The 19,867-nt window shown below is 67.0% G+C and carries 13 protein-coding genes; all 13 read right to left on the minus strand.

The features are described from left to right. Nucleotides 1-281: 281 nt before the first annotated feature. The 13 genes from KA383_15140 to KA383_15200 all read right to left on the minus strand — a co-directional run bounded on the left by KA383_15140 (nt 282) and on the right by KA383_15200 (nt 19,773). A complete protein-coding gene (locus KA383_15140; protein ID MBP7747451.1) occupies nt 282-1,229 on the minus strand; it encodes a hypothetical protein in 948 nt (315 codons plus the stop codon). A 205-nt stretch (nt 1,230-1,434) separates the two neighbouring features. Then, a complete protein-coding gene (locus KA383_15145) occupies nt 1,435-2,436 on the minus strand; it encodes an SUMF1/EgtB/PvdO family nonheme iron enzyme (GenBank protein MBP7747452.1) in 1,002 nt (333 codons plus the stop codon). A 117-nt stretch (nt 2,437-2,553) separates the two neighbouring features. After that, the gene (locus tag KA383_15150; GenBank protein MBP7747453.1) at nt 2,554-4,371 is read right to left on the minus strand and encodes a M48 family metalloprotease; all 1,818 of its coding nucleotides are present in this window, start codon (nt 4,369-4,371) and stop codon (nt 2,554-2,556) included. Nucleotides 4,372-4,383: 12 nt separating this feature from the next. After that, on the minus strand, nt 4,384-4,791 hold the full coding sequence (locus KA383_15155) for a BlaI/MecI/CopY family transcriptional regulator (protein ID MBP7747454.1): 408 nt from the start codon (nt 4,789-4,791) through the stop codon (nt 4,384-4,386). Nucleotides 4,792-4,917: 126 nt separating this feature from the next. Further along, on the minus strand, nt 4,918-8,391 hold the full coding sequence (locus KA383_15160) for an N-acetylmuramoyl-L-alanine amidase (protein ID MBP7747455.1): 3,474 nt from the start codon (nt 8,389-8,391) through the stop codon (nt 4,918-4,920). 177 nt (nt 8,392-8,568) lie between these two features. Next, a complete protein-coding gene (locus tag KA383_15165; protein ID MBP7747456.1) occupies nt 8,569-9,702 on the minus strand; it encodes a PEP-CTERM sorting domain-containing protein in 1,134 nt (377 codons plus the stop codon). Between the two features lie 360 nt (nt 9,703-10,062). Beyond that, on the minus strand, nt 10,063-10,725 hold the full coding sequence (locus tag KA383_15170; protein ID MBP7747457.1) for a hypothetical protein: 663 nt from the start codon (nt 10,723-10,725) through the stop codon (nt 10,063-10,065). Between the two features lie 307 nt (nt 10,726-11,032). Then, nucleotides 11,033-12,295, minus strand: coding sequence for a methyltransferase (locus KA383_15175; GenBank protein MBP7747458.1), 1,263 nt, complete (start codon nt 12,293-12,295; stop codon nt 11,033-11,035). A gap of 31 nt (nt 12,296-12,326) precedes the next feature. Continuing rightward, on the minus strand, nt 12,327-13,874 hold the full coding sequence (locus KA383_15180; GenBank protein ID MBP7747459.1) for a sodium/solute symporter: 1,548 nt from the start codon (nt 13,872-13,874) through the stop codon (nt 12,327-12,329). 177 nt (nt 13,875-14,051) lie between these two features. Further along, nucleotides 14,052-14,396 carry a hypothetical protein gene (locus KA383_15185; protein MBP7747460.1) on the minus strand — a complete coding sequence of 115 codons (345 nt, stop codon included), beginning with the start codon at nt 14,394-14,396 and terminating at the stop codon, nt 14,052-14,054. Nucleotides 14,397-14,557: 161 nt separating this feature from the next. After that, complete coding sequence (locus KA383_15190; protein MBP7747461.1) at nt 14,558-17,032, minus strand: ATP-binding protein; 2,475 nt, start codon at nt 17,030-17,032, stop codon at nt 14,558-14,560. Between the two features lie 156 nt (nt 17,033-17,188). Beyond that, nucleotides 17,189-18,487, minus strand: coding sequence for a hypothetical protein (locus KA383_15195; protein MBP7747462.1), 1,299 nt, complete (start codon nt 18,485-18,487; stop codon nt 17,189-17,191). A gap of 326 nt (nt 18,488-18,813) precedes the next feature. Then, the gene (locus KA383_15200) at nt 18,814-19,773 is read right to left on the minus strand and encodes a hypothetical protein (protein MBP7747463.1); all 960 of its coding nucleotides are present in this window, start codon (nt 19,771-19,773) and stop codon (nt 18,814-18,816) included. Nucleotides 19,774-19,867: the final 94 nt, after the last annotated feature.

Below are 19,867 nucleotides of genomic sequence, written 5' to 3' on the forward strand. Positions count from 1 at the left end.
CACGGCCGGGCGCAGCCAAGCCGTGGAGCCGCTCCGACCTGTCGACACGGAACTCCCTGCGGCATACTGTCTAGTGCTCCTGCTAGAAACCCTCATGTCAGGCCCGCGCGACGCGCCGACCCGACTGCCTCTCTCCGCGACGCACGACAAGCAGTGCAGCGCCATTGTAACAGGCGGAGCCTCGATCTCCGCGCTGCTCAGCGCTCGTTATCGACAATTTCTCCCACCAACGCGTACGTCGCCGAGCAGCACGCCGCACGGCGCAGAGCCCGCAGTCACCTCTACTCGATGTTGACGTCTAGCTTCTTGCGCCCCGTCACGCGGGCCGCGTAGTACGCCCCGAACAACCCGCTGCCCAGCGCGAACAGCGTGTCGCCTCCGCCCTCGACGAGCAGTTGCGGGATCGCACGCGCAAACGCGAGCCAGTCCACCGTGTCACCTTGCGCCGTAATCTCCTTGTTGGCTGCGTATGCATAGATCAACACGTTGCCCACCAGCACAGACACGACGGTCGCGAGGACCGCGAGCACCTGAACGGGCCAGCCACCCTTGCCCGCCGCCTTCGCCGTCGCAACGCCGATCAGAGCGCCGATCCCGATGGCCAGCAGCCAGAACATCCGCTCGGTCGCGATCACGATGCCCGCCCACACCGCCGCCCCGACCGCGGCGGCCACCACGGCCGTCGCCACCGCCAGCCCCATCCGCGTGGGCTGCGCATCGTACGCTGCCTGCGCCTGCTGCGCCGCGCTCTGCACGCCGGCGAGGCACGTCGGACAGAGGCAATCGACCGCGCCGTTGATCAGAATCGCCCCCGCCTGCGCACCGTCGCCGCAGACACGGCACGTGCAGGGCGGCAGCGGCACGACCCCGCGCACCGTGTTGAGCAGCGCGTCAACGGTCGCCCGCAGTTGCTCCGGCTTGAAGCCGCCGGTGAAGCCCGACCCCTGCACGTACGTGAGCACCCCGTCCTGCACGTGCACGTGTTTTGCCGTCACGCCCGCTTCGGCCAGCGCCGCACTGCTCGCCAGCCCCTGCCGCACCGGCTCGTCCAGCGCGGCCGTGCGGTAGTTGATCGACACGGCAACCTGCGCCGCGTTCTGCTGGTTCGTACCCGGCGTCAATTGCACGAGATAGCCGTCACAGATGCCGTAGCAGATGCCGGTCTTGCCCGGCGGCGACAGGTCATACTCGCTGCCCACGGCCGCCACGGCTTCCTTCGCACTGGCCATACGCGAACCTCCCGAGACTTACGACGATCTGGTGCACGCATGACACGCGCAGCACCCGCTGTAAGTCTACCACGCGCGGCGCGCGCATCACAAGACTGCTCCACCCCGCTTGAACCTCGCTACCGGCATATTGGCCGCCCGTCAGGCAGCGCGGCCGCCAGGTTGGGATTCCCGCTACCCCGGTATCACGCCAGACGTGCGCAATTCACGGCTCCACCGCTGCCACACCACCGTCCCGCGCCTGCAGATGACCGACGCGGAACCCGACGAGGTGATGCTCCGTCGCCGGCTCGAGCCCGAAATGACGGTCGTTCGCGCGCAGGTGCTGGCCCTGCGTGTAGTAGGACGCGCCCCGCGCGCCACGCCGGGTCTGCCCCTGCTGCCGATGGACCGCCTCAATCCACTCCCACACGTTGCCACCCTGGTCACACGTGCCGTAGGAACTCTTTGAGTTCTCGAAGGCACCGACCGGCGTTCGCCAATACGGCGGACCCAGCGTGGGGCCACCGTCCTTGGGCTGGAAGTTTGCGGAATTGCCCGGATCGGGCGCTTGCAGCTTGTTGCTCGGGAGAGCGTCCGCGGCGGTGGCGTAAATCCAGTAATTGCCCGTGACGCCGTCGTTCTTGTGGAACGCCGCCTTGTACCATTCGTCCTCGCTCGGGATGACCCAGGTCGCCTTCGGGCGGCGCTTGATGCGCAGCAGCGCGGCGTTGTCCTTGGCGCCATTGAGCTGATACGAGCCGTCCTCGGTGGTCTTCGAATCCTGCGGGCCAGTGGGCTGACCGTTGTGCAGCCAGTTGGCAAATCGCGCGGCGTCGCCCCAGGAGACGAAGTTCACCGGCCGCTGCGCCCACTCGGCCGCCACCGCGTACCTGTAGCTGCCGGCCTCGCCCGTGCGCCGAATCCTGCAGCCCTCGGCGTGCAACGACATCTGTGGGTTGTACAGACCGTGGGGGTCCGCCGCCGCCACCGCGTTGAGGAACGCCGTGTACTGGGCGGCGGTCACCTCGAACTTGCCGATCTCATATTCGTACTTCACCGCTCCGCAGACGCGATCCGGCCCCATGCCGCCGGCGCCAACGCCGGACAGCTCGCCGGCATTTCCGGGGTTGCCGACCGTGACGCACTCGATGGTCACGTCGGCGGGCAGCGTCACGCACATCCCCAACAGCCCAACCAGGATCGGTGGATACAGCCACTCCCGCATGGCACGCTCCTCGCGCGCAGACCCAGAGCGTGGCCGGTCCGGCCGGCCGCAGTCGCGCGGCGCTGCGACCGGCCGACAACCAGACCACACCCCGGGCGGCGCCTCCTGCCGTGGCGCCTACAGCGACTCCAGCTTCTTCAACAGCCCCCGATACCTCGTCGCGTCTTCGGTGGCCCCGTTCGCATCCGCCGCTTCGACGCGGGCGGCGATCTCCGATTGCAGCTTGCTGGTAAGCTGGGCCGCCTTCTGCTCAAAGTCGCCGGCCTTCGCTTCCAGCTTCGCCTTGTGCGCGTCGCTCGCGCCCGCGGCCTTGTCGCGCAGCTTCTTCGCTTCCTGCTTGAGCTTGGCCACTTCCTTGACGCCCTGGACGCACTGTTCAAACTCACCCGTGGCCAACAACTCCTTCATGTCGTTGTTGAACACCTTGCGCACAAACTCGGGCGACGGCAGCTTCTTCGCCGAGTCGATGAGCTGCGCACGCCGATCGAGGATCACGTGCCAGGTGGCATACTCGGCCGTCGCCATTTGCTGCTTGAACTCCTGCACCTTTTGCTCGTCCTGACCTTCCCCGAGCAACTTCTTCTCTGGGCCGAGCTTCTCGTGGAGGTCTTCGAAGTCATAGTCGCCGCGGCCGAAGAAAAACGCCTCCGGCACCTCGAGCTGCTTGTTGCCGTTGCGGTCCGCTCCGGGATACTCTGCGAGCACCGCGTCCGGCTGGCTGAGGATCACCGCCGTCACGAACGCCCAGCATTCCTCCTTGGTGACCTGACCATCCCCGTTGATGTCGCCACCGGGCAGTTCTTTCACGTGTGCGAAGAGCACGTCGGCGTGTTGCCGCATGCCCGCTTCGGTCGCGGCATACTTCGCCGTCGCGCCGGGGGTCTTCTCCTGCGCCCCCGTCAGGCTGAATCCACACCAGGCGACCAGTAACACGGCTGCGCCGAGGCGGCCCAGAACCCCGCGCGGCGCGCGCGCTGTCTGTGTCAAAATCACGTCGATTCTCCTTTCAAGCGTGCTTGGATGCCCGGCCATGCACGCGGGCGCGTACGTCCACCGCGACAACCGCCGCCAACGCGTCACCTCGAACAGGCAACGCGCGTACTGCCCGGGCGAGAGCCTGCCGCAACGAAGGGCCCATTCGTCGCACGCGTACTCCCGCGCCCGGTCAATCCGACGGTTCACCCACGCCACGACCGGCCAGAAAAAGAACACCAGTCCGGCGACACATTGCACACACCGCACGAGCATGTCACCTCGCCGGAGATGGGTGACCTCGTGGACAATCACGGTCTCCAGCTCGTCCGGCCGAACGAGTTGCCGCCGTGAGAGCACCAGCACTGGACCTAACACGCCCATCACGAAGGGCGCCCGCTCATCTTCACTCACACGCACCCGCGGCATGCGCCGCATCCCGACGCGCACGCAAACGGCGCGCACGACACGCTGCGTCTCGGCATCCGCCTCCGGCAACGCCAGGCACGCCGCCCGAAAACGCCGGTACGACACGGCACGCACCACGCCCAACGCAATCAAACCGGCGGCGTAGACCGCCACACTCAACGTGGCCCACCCCGGAGGGAACGCGGTCGCGGTCATGACAGGTGTAGTCGCATCCCCCGTCGCGGCGTCACCGGGCATCGCCGGCGTTGGCAGCGCCTCGAGCTCAGCCCCGGCGTGCGTCTGGGCGGGCACAACCGCCGTACACAGGCTCGCGAGCGATCCCGACCATCCCGGTCCCCCGGGAATCACGAACCGGAGCAGCACGACACACCACAGCGCCATCTCCAGCCCCGGCGAAATGCGTTTGTGCAGCACGCGAACCACGATCCACGTCAGCACGGCCAGCACGCTGCCCAGGAGCAAGGCCTGCCCCAGCCCGGAAAGGGCCGCGCTGCACACGGCTTCCCAATCCAGTACCTTCATCGCATCGAACATGCCACACCCCTTCTACCTGGTCGGCTTGCTCCGTTCGGCCTGCTCGCGCTGTTTGATCTTCGCTTCGATCTTCTGGAGGTCCTCGGCTGACAGCTCCTCGTCTTCCACCAGCCGCAACACCAGATCCGCCGCCTGGCCGTCAAAAACCTCGTGCAGAAACTGGGACACGCGGTGCCGAAAAACCTGGTCCCGGCGGACCGCCGGCGTGTAGACAAACGGCTGTCGCTCGCGATCGACCGTTAGCGCCCCCTTGTCGGCCAACTGCTTCATGAGCGTCATGACCGTCGTGTACGCTGGCCGGTCGTCGCCGCTCGCCGGCAGCGCCTCGAGCACCTGGCGGACCGTGCCGGAGCCGAGCTCCCACAGGAGTTTCATGATGCGCAACTCGGCCTCGGTGATATGGGGAATGCGTTTGGGCATGCCAGGGGACTCCGCTACTATGCTCATAGCAATTCTACTATGAGCATAGTAAGTCGTCAAGCCCCCCGACCATATTTCGTGGGGCGTGGGGCGACCATTCCGCGTGCAAACCCGTTCCGCGCGCAACTAGCCGCCGAACGCATTCTGGAACCCGACAAAATCCGACAAATCAACGTCGCCGTCGAGATTCAGATCGAACGCCTCGCAACCGGAGTCACCGTACGCGACGCCGGGCCCTGTGATGCAATCCGGCAGCACGAGGAAATCGTCGAGCTCGACGTGCCCGTTTCCATCCGCGTCGCCGCTGGGCCACCACGCCACAAACGCCAGCTTGAGCCCGTCCGTGTAGACGCGGTAGTTCCAACTGGCGCTGGGCCGGCCGCTCACCGTCTCCTCGGACACGTTGACCGATGCGCCGGCGATCGACTGCCCGGCGTCGAACCAGTATTGGCCGAGCGAAATCCACGTGTTGTAGTTGGCGGGCTCCGGCGCGCCGGTCGGAATCTGATCCACAAGCATCTGCGTCTGCCCATGGTAGTGCCGAATCGTATACCGCGCGTCGTAGCAGTTGGCCCCGTTGGCCCAGGTCACGAACACCTCGTATTTTGCCCGCGTCGTGATGCTCGGCACAAAGGTCGCGTTATCCGTGCCCGTGTTCGGAACCTGATACTCCATGAACCGGCTGCCCGTGCCCTCCAGCCCCGGCGCCGTGCTCTTGATCGAGCTGTTCGCCCACGCACCACTCTCGACGTACGCCGGCGGCGGCGTGACTGTCCCGTCGGCCGCGCGCGATTCGACGATGACGTCGGCCGGCGGCAGCACGGGCTCGTCCGGGTCCAGGCCGAAGAAATCCAGGACCGCGACCATGATCTCGATACGCCGGCTCGGGTCCGTGATCGCCTCGAACGGGAAGGCGAAATGCACGAGCTGGAACGCACCGTCGTAGACGACGCCGGCCGTTCCGCCGGTGCCGCCCACGTAGCTCAGCGCCGCCACGCTGCCGCTCGCCGTTGTCATCACGTCCGGCGAGTCCACATTGAAGATCGCAGTGCCATCGTCGAACGTGAACGACCCGATGCCGTCGAAGATCGAGCTGGCCACGGGCGCGACGGTGTAAGTTCCGGCGTCGTCCGCGACAAAGTCCGCCTTCAGAAGGTTGTTGTAGAACGACGCGCCATGACCAAGCTGGTCCAGATCCAGACCAATTTCCGAGCCCGACACGAACAGCCGCCCACCCGCGACCAGGTAAGCCCAGATCCGATTCTGCTCCACCGAATCGAAGGTGCTCGTCTCGTCCGACTCCTCGCCGCATTGCCAAATCACGGCCGCGTACGCACCCAGCGCCACGTCATTGTCACGCACGGCCTCGTTCGTGCATGAATCGAAGGCAAGCCCCGTCGGGTTGAGCGCGTCGGCGAATGTGCGGATGTAACCGTAGTGGTTCATCCGTTCGAGCCGTTCCCGCAGCATCGCCTGGCTGTCATACGGGTCGTCTTCCGCCAGCATCGCATCGGCGTCGAGCCGGTCAAAGCCGGTCACGACCAGAATGGGAGCCGCGCCGTCGCTGTCCAGCTTCACGCCGCCGATCTCGGTCGGGAACGACTGCCCGCCCGCGTTGGTCGCGAGCACCCGGAAGTAGTACACGCCGCCGATGTTCAGCCCCGTGAAATCGAGATACGTGCTCGTGGTGGCCGCGCCGTCGTTGAAGCCGAGCCCGTCGCGGCTCATCTGCACGAGGTAGCCCGTCGCCGCATCGCCCAGCAGCCCGTTCCCGGTGTCATACGGCGGCGGTCGCCAGCTCACGCGCACCGCGCCCGGGCCGGTCTGCCGCACCGCGAGATGCGTGGGCGGCTCGGGCAGCAGCGTATTGGTGGGGATCGGCGTCGCAGAAGGACCGTCCGCGTGGAAGTACCACCACTTGACGATGCCCTGGTAGCAGGCCCGCGCCACCAGATCACGAAATCGCGGATCCAGCAGCGACGGCTGGTCCGCCGCGCTGTCGTGGTACGCGACCTCGATCAGACACGCGGGCATCTCGTCGTTGTTCGACGGGTTCAACTCCCCGAAGTACGCCGAGTACTTCCCGCCCGGCCACGCCGGGTCCCAGGCCACGTGGATGTCATTCATCACTTCGTCGAAGATCCGGGTCGCCAGCGTGTCCCCACCCACCACGCCGCCGAAGGCGTTGAACGGCCCGGGCGGCGGCTGCCCCGGGGCGTACACGTACATCTGCGTCCCGTGGCCGGTGTGGCTGCCCGTGGCGTTACTGTGCCAGGAGAAATAGATCGAGTCTTCCCAGCTCTCACTTTCCCACTTGGCGTACAGGGGCATGCCATTCACGGTGCCGTACGGCGCGCCGGGCTGGCCCATGAACACCGGGAAGTAGCTGCCCGACTCCTCCCAGCGCGGCCACCCGCTCACGGTGCCGCCGTCCACGTAATCGCCCATGCCGCCGCCGAAACGCACGGCGTCCGCGATCACGTATTTCGACGCGTCCGAACCCTGGTTGGAGATCTCGACCGCTCCGCTGGTCGTGTTGCGGCCCGCGGCGAAGTGGTACATCCCGAGAAAACGCCACGTGTTCCCGTCGCGCTGCATGTTGATCACGTGCGTGGTCGTGCCGCCCGTGTGCTTCACCCGCACGATCGCATCCGTGGACCGGTTCGAGGCGCTGGGCGTCCAGACGTACACGGAGTAGTAGTCCGCCGCCGGGATGTCCGGCGTGTACGTCGCCACCGCCGTCTCCGTCGCGCTCACGGCGCTGTACTGGTAGTTGCTCCCGTACCACGTGCCCGCCCCGGTGCTGTTCGTCCAGCTTCCGGATGTCGTGTAGCTGGGCGCGCCGTCCGTGTTGTCAATGATCACCATGTTCGTGTTGAAGTCGCGCTCGCGACAGGTCCACACGTTCGCGCCGGCGTTGTGCAGATAGCGCGCCAGGTGGTTCAGCACGGCTTCGCCGTTGCTCAGGTCCTCGATGAGCCCGCCCCAGTTGCCACGCTGCGTCGCCCACCGGCTCAGCGTCGATGCGTAGTACCAGCCGTGCCCCGGACTGAGGAACACCGTCTTGCCCGACAGCGCCCCAGCCGGCTTGCCCGGGTTATAGGTGGGCGACCCGCCTGCCCGCTCATCTGCCGGCCACTCGTAGACCTCCGGCTCCGGCTTGTTCAACTCGCCCGCAGGCCGCGGGAGATAGTCCGGCAGCGGCCGATAATCGGCATCCGGGTCGCCAGCCGGCCGCGCGAAGACCATGAAGGTCGTGAGCCCGTCCACCACACGGAGCCGCTCCACCTGCTCGCCGATGATGCGTTCGCATTCAGCGCCGGACATTTCCGCGAGAAACGTATCGGGCAGCGTCAGCCAGACTCCGACCCACGGCCCCTGGGCGTCCACGCGGTCGAGCTGCGTACCCGGTGGCAAGGCCGATGGGGCCGGGCCGGCGGCGTCGGCGAGCGTTCCAGCGACCCAGGCCTGCGCCAAGGACTCGGCGCGGTCCGTATTGGGTGAGTCCGCCGCCAGCGCAGTGGTCGCGATGACCATTACCAACATCCCCGCGGCCACGACGGTGAGACGCTTCCGACCGCCATTCACGGCATTCTGCATGGTGTGCCTCACATTATTGGAATCGACTTCGGCGGGGCCGGGCGGACGGGAATGCCCACCGGCGCGCCACCGCTCCGTCTTGGCGCGGGCTTCTCTCGCGTTCCGCAACCCAGCGCGCGCGATTATACCCGATTATTCGGCCTGATTCTCGACGTGACTCCGCCGTCCAAACCGATTTCATGCGCGTCGGCGGTGCCTCATCGACAGCGACGCCGCCAGCAGCAGCCCCAGCGCCGCCGTCGGCTCCGGCACCGGCGTCAGCAGAAACGCGTGCCAGCCGTCCATCCGCAGACCGTAGCCGACAATCTGCCCAGCATCGTTGATGCCGCGCGCCTCGCGCAGCCGAATCCAGCCCGAATCGGCGGGAATGAGTGCATTCAGATCGCGGACCCCATGGGCCGCGTCCCACACGAACGCGACGCCCTCACTCTGCGCATCATCGGCAAAGCCAACCGCCACCGGCGACGCCGCGTTGTTGATCCCCCACGGAATGATCGTGTCGCCGCCGAGATTGCCGAGGTCCTGCAACCCCTGCTGCTCGTCCCACAGGAACGCGGTCATGTACTCGGCGTACGAGGTGCTGAAGCCGATGACCTGGCCGGCCTCGTTGATCGCCTGGGCCGAACTGGCCCGTGCACCCGCCGGCCCGAGCGGTACCAGCTCTCCGCCGTCGTAGATGAACGCGCGCATCTGCTCATCCCCCTGGTTGTCCGCCCGCGTGGTGGCCCAGCCCACGATGTGCCCCGCGGCATTGATGTCGAGCGCCTCGCTCTGCGTGCCGCCGAACGTGCCCAGGTCGAACGGCTGGTTGGTGGCGTCCCAGATCGTCGCGTGCGTCGAACCATCGGCCAGCTCGGACCAGCCCACGGCCACGCCGGCGTCGTTGATGCGGTTGGCATTGCCCGCCTCGCCGCCCAGCGCGCCGAGATAGACCATGCCCATCCACGGGTCGTAGCGGAACGCGTGCGCCCCGCCGCCGGGCAGCACGTGCGAGTGCCCGACGATCTGCCCGGATTCGTTGATGCCCCACGCCTCGCTGAACAAGCCGCCCAGCGTGCCGAGATCGTCGGGCGTCTCCGGCTTCAGCCAGCGCACCGCATGAAACCACCCGTCGGGCGCCTCGGCACGCCCCGCGATGACGCCGGCATTGTTGATGTCATACGCCCCACTCTGCGTCCCGCCGAGCTCACCCAGACTGGTAATGAAATACTCGACTTCAGCCGCCGCCGGCGCAACCACGGCGAGGACGCCCAGCAGGCAGACGAGGCAATGGCGGTGGCTCAACCGAGGCAGCGTTCGTATCGGTGTCATGTGGGTCGTACCTCGCATGGGGCGCGTGGCGTCACGAGGGACCAGGCACGGGCTCCCTCCATAGGTATATGCGCACCGGAACGGGGGGGTCAATTGGGGGTGGTGGATCCGCGCGGCGCCGACGCCACGGCTCCTTCGGCCGAAACGACTGGACAGCGCAACACCCGATCGGGATCAGATTGCACGTCGCCCCGCTCCCCTCACAGCGCACCGGCACGCGGACCGAGCGCTCGGGCGGTGCACACACCAGAACCCGCTTCTTGGGCCGCGTGCTCTCAAAGCAGAACGGGCGGTCAGCGCCCGGCTGACCGCCCGCTTGCTCCGTTATCTACGGCTCATTTGAGCTGAACCGGCTTAGGCTCACCGCGAGCGGCGGAGCAGCAGCACACCCAGCAGCGCCAGCGCCGCCGATGCCGGCTCCGGCACGGCCAGGACGGTGTCGATCTCGGTGTCGCCATCGTAGAAGTAATACTGGTTCTGGGCCAGGCCCGTGGTGGCACCAACCAGGTCCACGGGGTAGCTGAATACCCAGCGCGAGGTCCAATCCTCGGTTACGGCCGGGGTCATGCCCAGGTCGTAGACCTCGACCAGTGTGCCCTTGACCCACGTTGCGCCGCCATTGTCCGAGCCCCACAGGGTCGCCTCGAGCGACTCGTGCGGCACGGGTGCGTGGTCGATCGCCGGCACCAGCAGAAAGTCGGTCCCGCGCGCACCGAATTGCCAGATCGTCGCGTTCGCCGAGGACGTCGGCCCGGAGTTGGTTTCGTGCACCCACTCATAATCCACGAAGTCGCCGGCCAGCGGCGGATTCGTCGCCGGCGTCGTGTAGCTGTAGTCGACGAACGGATTGAGCATGTACCCGGTCCCGTCCGGGCCGCTGATAATCTGGCCGCTGATGCCCGCGGGGGCATAGCCGGTGTTGTGGATCGCGCCAAGATCAGTGTACACATCGGCCAACGCCACACCCGGAAGCACACTCAGTGAAGCCAGAGCAACAACCAAAGCACTTGTACGCATCTTCATCACATTCCTCCTGTAGAATGCAGCTCCATTTACGAACCGACAGCGCCCGCGCGCGACCTACAAGGCCGCGTTCGCACACCGTGCTGCACCCGGTGTCGCCCGTTTCTGGCGGGCGCTGACTGAACAATGGACAATAGGAAATTGGCCGCCCGATCGCGGCGTGCGCAACTTCTCGTCCCGAACACACTGAAGCATAGGCGCGTTCGCGCGAGATTCAAGTTGACGCGCCAACCAATCTCACGAATCCGCCCGGCCGAGAGTGACTACCCGGGGCTAGCCCACCCTCGCCGCTGTTCCTGCGGATCCACTAAGTTTGGCTGTCCCGGACGGCCCGAAACATGGCGAGGATATTGTCCGTCGGCGTGTCGGCCTGGACGTTGTGGATCGCGCTGAACACGTAGCCGCCGCCCGCACCGAAAACGTCGATCCGCTCGCGGACCTCGCGGTACACCTCCTCCGGCGAACCGAAGGCCAGCGTGTGCTGCGTGTTCACGCCGCCGCCCCAGAAAACCAGCCGGTCGCCGAATTCGCGCTTGAGCCGGCGCGCGTCCATATCGGCGGCCGAGCACTGCACCGGGTTGAGGATGTCAAACCCGGCGTCGATGAACTCGGGAATCAGCTTGTAGACCGACCCGCACGAATGGATGAATGTCCGCCACCCGGACCGCTCGTGAATGAGGCGATTCAACCGGGTGTGGAACGGCTTGAACAGTCGGCGATACATCGCGCTGGACAACATCGGCCCGGTCTGCATGCCGAAGTCGGTGCCGGTCAGCATCGCCACCTGCACACGGTCGCCGAAGATCTCGATGAGCGTCGCGATGTTCTGCTCGGCACATTCGCACTGCCGCTCGAACACGGCCTCGATGTATTTGGGGCGCTTCGCGAGTGACGCGTACCACAGCGCCACATCGCGGATGCCGCGCGGCTGCTTGACGAACGTCGCCGGCACGAGGGCGATGTCGCCGAAACCCGCGCCGGGGATCGTCAGGACGGCGCCGCACGCGGGTCGCGTGTCGAGCCACGCGGCCATTTCCTGGTAGTACGCCCGATCCTCAGCACTCAGCACGCCAAATTCTTCCATGTTGTCGGCCGGGTCGAGCCGGGCTTCATCGAGCGGCTGCTGGCGGATGATGGCATCGAAGAAGTGGCCACCCTTCGGCATGCGCCCGCTCGCCGGCACGCCGGTGTCGCCGCCCGGAAAGCTAAGCCAGTCGCCCGTCGCCGGATCCACGGTGATCCGCAGGCCGCCGGGAATCAGGACCTCGGTGCCGTCGAACAGTGCGCACGGCTTCCAGTCGCCTTGCGGCGTGCCGAACATGTTGAGCCGCGGCGCGATGCCCACCACGTCGATCTGCAAGGCGGCGCGCAGCGCCGCGTCGATCTCGCCTAGCATCTGGTACGGTTCGCTCACGCGCACCCGCAGCTGCGCTTCGCCGAGCACGGCCCGCCGCAAGCGCGTGACCGCCGATACATGTATCCCGGTGACGGACGTGGCCCCGAAATCCACGCACACGCGGTCCGGTTGCCGGTGCTCCAGCGTGGCCGCCAGTCGCTGTCTGCCGTTCATGGTTCTCCAACCCGCGTGCCGGCGCTGCGACTCACCAGAACACGACGAAAAAGGCGACGACCGCCGCGATTACGAACCCGCCGAGCACCATCGCGAGCGGCGAGGAGGCCGCGTTGAAATCCGCCCGCACGGGGATCTTGCGCGGCTCCGGCAGCGGTGCGGCCAGCGTCATCATCCACATGATCAGCGCCACCGCCACGAATGTCAGCAGCATGCGGACCAGGTAGTGCAACTCGTGCTGCGTGCCCGCGCCGCAGAACAAGTGCAACCCTCCGTAGATCGGCGCGCTGACCAGCAGGGCCACCACGCCCGCCGTGCGCGGCGCGCGCGGCAGCACAAAGCCGACGACGAACGCCGCGACGATGCCCGGCGAGATATACCCCTGAAATTCCTGGATGAAGTTGAACACGCCCTTGAACTGGGGGTGCGCAATCGCGGGCGCCAGCAGGCAGCCCGTAATGACGAACAGCAGCGTCAGCCCGCGGCCGAGCAGGACCAGGCTGCGCTGCGACGCCTGCGGCTGCCAATGCCGGTGATACAGGTCCATCGTGAAGATCGTCGCCGCCGAGTTGAGCATCGACGCCAGCGAGCTGATCACCGCACCGGCGATCGCGGCAAACAGGAAGCCCCGCACCCCGATGGGGATGAGGCGACGAATCAGCGTCGGATACGCCTCGTCCGTGCTGCCCAGCGTGCCGCCGTACAACTGCTGCGCCATGATCCCGGGCAGCACGATCGCGAACGGCACCAGCAGCCACAGGGCGGCGGCGAACACAATGCCGAGCTGCCCTTGCCGCAGATCGCGCGCCGCGAGCGTGCGCTGGACGATGAACTGATTCAGACCGCAATAGTAGACAATCGGAATCCACATGCCCGCCAGCACGCCGGTCCACGGCAGCGTCGGATGATTGGCCGGCAGAATCATGTGCAGCCGTCGTGCGTTCTGCTCAAAGAACGCGCCGGCGCCGCCGCAGGCCTGCATGCCCAGGAACATCGTGATCAGGCCGCCGATCATCAGCGCGGCGCCCTGGAACAAATCCGCCCACGCGATCGCCTTGAGTCCGCCCCACACGGTGTAGATCGTCGCGATCCCCCCGATGATCCAGATCGCGTGCGTCAGCTCGAGCCCGAAGATCGTCTTCAGCGCCAGCCCGCCGGAGTACAGCACGGCCGTGATGGTGACCGTCACGTAAATGACCGTCGTGAACAGCGCCATGATGCCGCGTGCGGCGGCGTTGTAGCGGTACTCCAGGTACTCCGGCATCGTATAGATGCCCGCCTTCAGGAAGCGCGGCAGAATCGTGAACGCGATGATGACGATCCCGATCGAGCCGGTGAGCTGCCAGGCGCTTACGGCCAGACCGACGTCCCCGGCAGACTGCCCCGCCATGCCGACAAATTGCTCGGTTGACAGGTTGGCGGCGACGATCGAAAAGCCGATCAACGGCCACGTGAGCCCACGGCCGGCCAGGAAATAGTCCTCGCAGTTCCTTTCGCGCCGGCTCTTGACCAGGCTGATGCCGACGACGAACGCGAAGAACGCCAGGAAGATCGCGACATCCAGCCACTCCAGACTCACGTCACCCACGCCTCCCGCGTACTCACCGCGTTACCGCCGACAGCCCCGGGCTCCGGCCTGCGCATCCGGTGTCTGCGCTCGCCGGCCAGCCGTGGCACTCTACCGGTGAGCCCCGCGCACCTCAAGGTTGCCCGTGGACCCGTCGCTGCAACGACGCGCCACCGACGCCCGCGGCCGCTAGCGCATGCACTCGACCGCGAAATCGCGCAGCACGTGGCTCTCGTCGAATTTCAACCGCAGGTCATCGTACTGCTCGTACGACTGGCCCACCGACAGGATGTAACCCACGCCGCTGGAGCGCGAGCCGCGCGAGATCCGCCAGCAAAGCATCACCCCGTCGGGCACGTCGATTTGCTGCGTGGGCGTGCCCCAGCGCTTGATGTAAGTCTCGACCGTCTCCACGCCGACCTCCGCCCGCAGCTCCTCCTCGTAGCGCTGCACCGCTTTCTTGTCACGCGTCGCGGCGCAGCCCACGAGCGCCAGACTGACGGTCACGATGGCGAAACCGTAGAAGAATCGCATATCACCTCCCGGCGTCCGCCGAAAGCGCGCGCCTGTGTCAATGTGAAAACCCCGCCGACCGCCGTACTGGCCGCCGTGCCGCCGATGTTCCGCCGTGGCCGGCACCTGCGCGTGACACCGTCGCTGGCAGGTCATCTGCGGCTCCCTGTATCGCTGGCCCGTCACTTCCACGCGGCCGCCCGCCGGCCCGCCGCGTCCACGACGTACGGCGCCCACGCCAGTACGACGGCGCGGACCGTAATGTCGCTCTTTTTGGGTTTGACCATGACCGACTCCAGCGGCTCGCTCGCCGGATCCACCCTGGCGCCCGCTGCCGCGACCTCGGCCTCAAACCGGGCCTGCAGCTCGGCGAGCTGGCTCTGGAGTGCCGTGACGTTCTCCTCGGCGCGCGCCACGTCCTTGGCTTCCTGCATCGAGCGCCCGACGCCGCGCATCGCCGTCGTGGCCTTGCCCACGCTGCCAGCGCTGACCGCCTTGCGCCCCAGAAAACCGGACAGGAGCGCGGCCCCAAACGAGAGCGCCGTCTGAAACTTGGCCTGCTTGGCCTGCGCCTGCTGTGTCTCCACGACCTGCTGCGCCCGGCGAATCCGGTCCTGGAGTGTCGCGATCTTCGGGGCGTACTTCTGGCGGAGCTGCTCCGCGAACCCGTCGCGCTGCTCCCGGGCAGCCTGCCCCAGCCGCACGCGGAAATCACGCTCGCTCTCACCCGGCTTCGACACTTCCCTGAGCGCGGCACTGCGGTAGAGCTCGAGCTTGCACGACCGGTAGAGCACGTCCGCCAGGTTCTTCTTCCACTCGTCGTAGGACTTCACCTTTGAGCAGTCCGCCGGCAACTCGGCAAAGGTCGCGCCGGCGGCCGGGGCCGCGTCAACATCCGACTCGGCAACCTCCGCCGGCATGTACGCGTCCCATTGCACCGGCACCGGACCGTCGCCCACCGGCACGAGGCCCGACACCGACTGCTCACTGTCCACTCCCAGTTTGGTGTCGCGAAAGTACACGTTCGCGAAGCCGAGAATCATCGGAGCGTACTCCAGCGCTGCGCCCGCGGCCGCCGCGGTTCGCAACGGCAGAAAATACTGCCGGATCTCCGGCGGCAGCACCGGGCGCTGGCGCGCACCACCCACGGACTCCGGCGTTCCCGGGCGCGGCGCAGCCTGCGGCGGCACGACGGCCGGGCCGACGCGCGCCGGCTCCGGGGTCATCCCCGGCAGGCCCTGCGCCCGGCGCGCGGCCGTCAGCGCCTTGATGTGATCACGGGTCAACGGACCCCGCAGATACGACAGGCACCAGCGCGTCTCGAACACCACCGGCCCGCGCTCGTGCACGTTGTTCATCAGGAACACCCGCTGGGGTAGCGCTGCCAGGGTGCGTTGCACGGCGGCGCGGTCGAAGCCGGCCGCGGCCTGCGCCGACGCGCCCTGCAGCCCGTCCAGCACGCGGGCCGCGTCCTGCTCCGTTTGCAGCCGGCCGATGAACCATGTGCCGGCATTCGCGAGGCCCTTGTAGTCCAGGTCAACCGGGTTCTGGGTCGCCAGCACGACACCGAGCCCGAGCGCGCGGGCCTGCTTCATCAATGTCAGCAGTGGCGCCTTGCTGGGTGGGTTGGCCACCGGCGGACAGAAGCCGGCGATCTCATCCATGTACAGCAGCGCCCGCAGACTAGTCGTACCGGATTGGCGGCGGACCCAGCCAAGCACCTGGTTCAGCAGCAGCGCGACGAAAAACATTCGTTCGGCGTCGGAGAGGTGGGCGATCGAGAGGATCGACATCCGCGGCTTGCCGGCCGGGCTGTACAACAGCGCGCCGACGTCCAGCGGCTCACCTTCCATCCAGCGCGCGAAGCCCGGCGCCGCCAGGAGGTTGTTGAGCCGCATCGCCAGCTCAAACCGCTCCGTCCCGGGATAGAACGCCTCCAGCTCCAGCATGCCCACGCGCGTGAACGGCGGCGCCTGCACCTCCTGGATGATCGCGCCCAGGTCCAGGTCGCGACCGGCCGACCACGCCGTGCTCAGGATCTGCGACAGCAGGATGTGCTCGCGGCTGCGGACCGGATCGGCACTGACCCCGACCAGCCCGAGCAAGCTGCTCACCGTGGTCCCGATGCGCTCGCGGAACAGCTCCGCGTCATCGATCAGGGCCTCGTCGGGCGCGGCGAAGGACGCGACGATCGAAAGTGGCAGCCCGGCCGTCGATCCCGGTGTGTAGATGGCGAAATCGGCCGCGTCGCGCAGCCGCGCAATCCGCGCTTCGTCCTGCCCCCACTCCGCCAGGCCGGCCTTCCATCGCTCGGCCTGCTGTTGGGCAAACTGCACCGGCGTCAGACCTTTCGTCGCGGCTTCGCCCTCGTTGACCCACGGCAGCAGGTCCTCGCCACGCAGCGGCGCAAACGTCAGCAGAAGGTTCCCGAGGTCCCCCTTGGGATCCAGGATCAACGCCGGGATGCCGTCGATGGCAGCTTCTTCCAGCAACCCAATGCACAAGCCCGTCTTGCCACTGCCGGTCATCCCGACGCACACGGCGTGCGTGACCAAGTCTCTGGAATCGTACAGCAGGAGTTGGTCTTCACGGCGCCCCGCGGTCAGATCGTACGTTTTGCCAAGATAGAAGCTGCCCAACTGCTCGAAGACCTGCATGCGTGGCCTCCTCCAGCCGACCCCGCCCGACCACGGCCAGTGCGTGCGCAGCAGGAATTGTAGCGGACACCCACCCAGGCGTCTGCCCCGCGTGCGCCTGGGTTCGGACGCGCGTCCCCCGGCGCCGCCGCGGGACCAGCGCACCGAGAATGACCGCTAGCTGTGACGCCGATTCAATCGCCACGCGCTCTTCAGCCCCACCAGCGACATCAACGACAGCGTCAAGCCCATCGTGATCCCGGCCCCGCACAGCGCGACCGGCAACGGCGTCAGCACTGCGCCTGGCCCGCCCTGCAGCTCCTGCGCACCCGCGACAGCCCCGCTTGAGTCACCGTTCTGCTGGTCACCATTCACGCCCGAATCCCCCGCGTCGTCACCGCCGGACGATTCATCCTCTTCCGCCGACAAGCCCGAAGTCTCCCAGACAGTCGAACTGCCGTCGGCCGGCTGCCCCCCACCGCCCTCCGCGTCGCCGCTTTCCGGATCGGTGTTCGGGCCTACATCCACTCCCTGATCAGAGCAGTCCGGAACGCCATCGCCATTGGCATCCGCGTCGTCCACGCCGCAACCGCACGCGCCCGGCGCAACCTTGTTCGGGTCGTTCGGGCATTCATCCACGCAATCGAGCACGCCGTCCGCGTCGGAGTCCACGTCCGCCACTCCGCAACCACACGCGCCCGGCTCGACCTTGTTGAAATCGCCCGGACAATCATCCACACAGTCCGGCGTTCCGTCGCCATCGTTGTCTTCGGTGCAGCTCGGCTCGGGGCGAACCCAGAACTTAGCGAACACGTAGGCACGGTCATTGGCGCTCAGGAGCAATCCGACTTGCAGACTGCTGCTGCTGACGGCGCAGCCCGTCAATCGATAGCCCGCGGGCGGATCGGTCTGCGTGCTGGTCGCCATGCCGCCGACGCCGCTCGCGACCCCGCCGACCAGGCCGGTGAAAGTGGTGCCCGCCGGCACAAGACCGTTGAGCTGGGCCAACACGATGCCGGTGCCCGGTGGGCCCAGCGCGGCGACAGAGGCACCGTTATCGTCCAGATCGCTCGCCGTCAGTGACCCGGTCGCTTGGCCCTCGGCCACGGCTGCACTCAGCTCCGGAAAAAACAGCTCCGCGGAGCTGACCACGAGCTGCGTGTCGCTGCTGCCGGCGTCCACCTCGAAGACGAGATTGAGGCGGCAGTGACGCCGATTCGTGACGCTGGCGCTGCGCAGCGTGCACACGGTGTTGCCGCTGGTCGGATCGACGATCGGCATCGGCGCCGGCAGCGCCCACGCGAGCTTCTGGTATACCGGGTCCCACGTGCCGTCCTCAAACCTGACGACATAGGTGCCCGACCCGGATTGATTGCTCGCCTGGAGCACAAAGACCTGCTCGGAGCTGCCACCCAGCGCGCTGCCGCTCACACCCAGTGCCGCCAGCAAGACCGCCACAGCGCGAATGCCAGGCACCGATCGACAATCTGACGTTATCTTAAGGCTCGTCATCGAAGTGACTCCTCAAGCTGCCCAGAGTCGGCAATCTGGGCACATTACATAGTTTTCAAACCAAGCGTTCCCCCGCCAAGCCAGGCGGAAACTCGCAGAATGTGGGCCGCTGGGTTTCGACTGGGACGCGGCGCTTATCGGGAGTTGCGCACGCGCGGGCGAAAAAAAGGCTACGCGCCATCCGCGCGCCCACCGGCGGTCATTCTCACGCACCGTCCCAGCCCGCACCGCAACTGCGACCCGTGCCCACCGCCTTCGCCTCTGCCGACAGGTCCGCCCAACGGTCGTGCTCAGCGCGGCTCGAACGATCGGAGGTATCTCACGATCTTCGGGCGCGTGGCACGATCGTAACCGGCCGAGAAATGATCGCCCCAGCGGATATAAATGAACTTCAGCGGCGGAAGATCACGCCGCCCCGCCCGCCGCAGCTCGCGATAGCGCGCTTCGACGTGCCGCGTGTTCGCGGTGAAGTACACCCAGTCCCAGACACCATGCACAAACAGCGTCGGGTTGCGAAACCGCCACACCTGGGCCACCGCGTCCAGCTTGTACCACGCGACGGAGCCCGGCGGCCCGTACGCGGTCAGCGTGTCGGCCAGTTGACAGAAGCCGGCGTTGTTGGGGAACCGCGCCACCAGCCAGCGATAAAGGCCGTGGAGGGCCTCAAACTGCACGGGGTCCGCCAGTCCACACAGGGACACCATCGCCGTGACGCGCCGGCGCGGGTTCAGCAGGTTCACCAGCGTGCCGCCCGTCGAGTAGCCAACGACGTAGACGCGCTGCACACCCAGGAACGCCTGCCCCTCGGATTCGAGCCAATCCAGTATGGCCTCGGTCTGGGCCAGGTCCTCGCCCCCGTAGGGCGTTCCACATTCGGCCAGCACCGGTGCGTACACCAGGAAACCCGCCCGCCGCAGATGAATGCCGAAGTCCTGGTAGAAATCGAGCGTCGCCGCGTACCGACCGAGGGGGTCGAACGTGCTCGCACCGGCCAGCAAGACGACCAGGCCGCCGTGGTGCGGCTCAAGCGAGAGAAACCCGCCGATACTGTCGGCACCGTCGCCGCGCGTGATGGTCAGCCAGTGGGCGTCGCCCACGCCGTCGATCTTCTGGAGCGTGGCGAATTCGGACGCCCGGAGGTCGCGCCGTTTCGCCGGGGGCACGGCGGGGACATGCGCGTTGTCGACCAGTATGTCGCCGCAGCCCGTCAGGCTCAGCAGCAGGGCCAGCGGGAGAAGACGAAGCACCATGCAACGAATCCCTGGGACGCCATCAAGAGACACGCGACCACGCGCAAGTTCACATCGAGCGATTGTACTGGCCCGGCCGGATACGAGGTAGAAC

Source organism: Phycisphaerae bacterium, assembly GCA_017999985.1.
Classification (GTDB): Bacteria; Planctomycetota; Phycisphaerae; order UBA1845; family Fen-1342; genus JAGNKU01.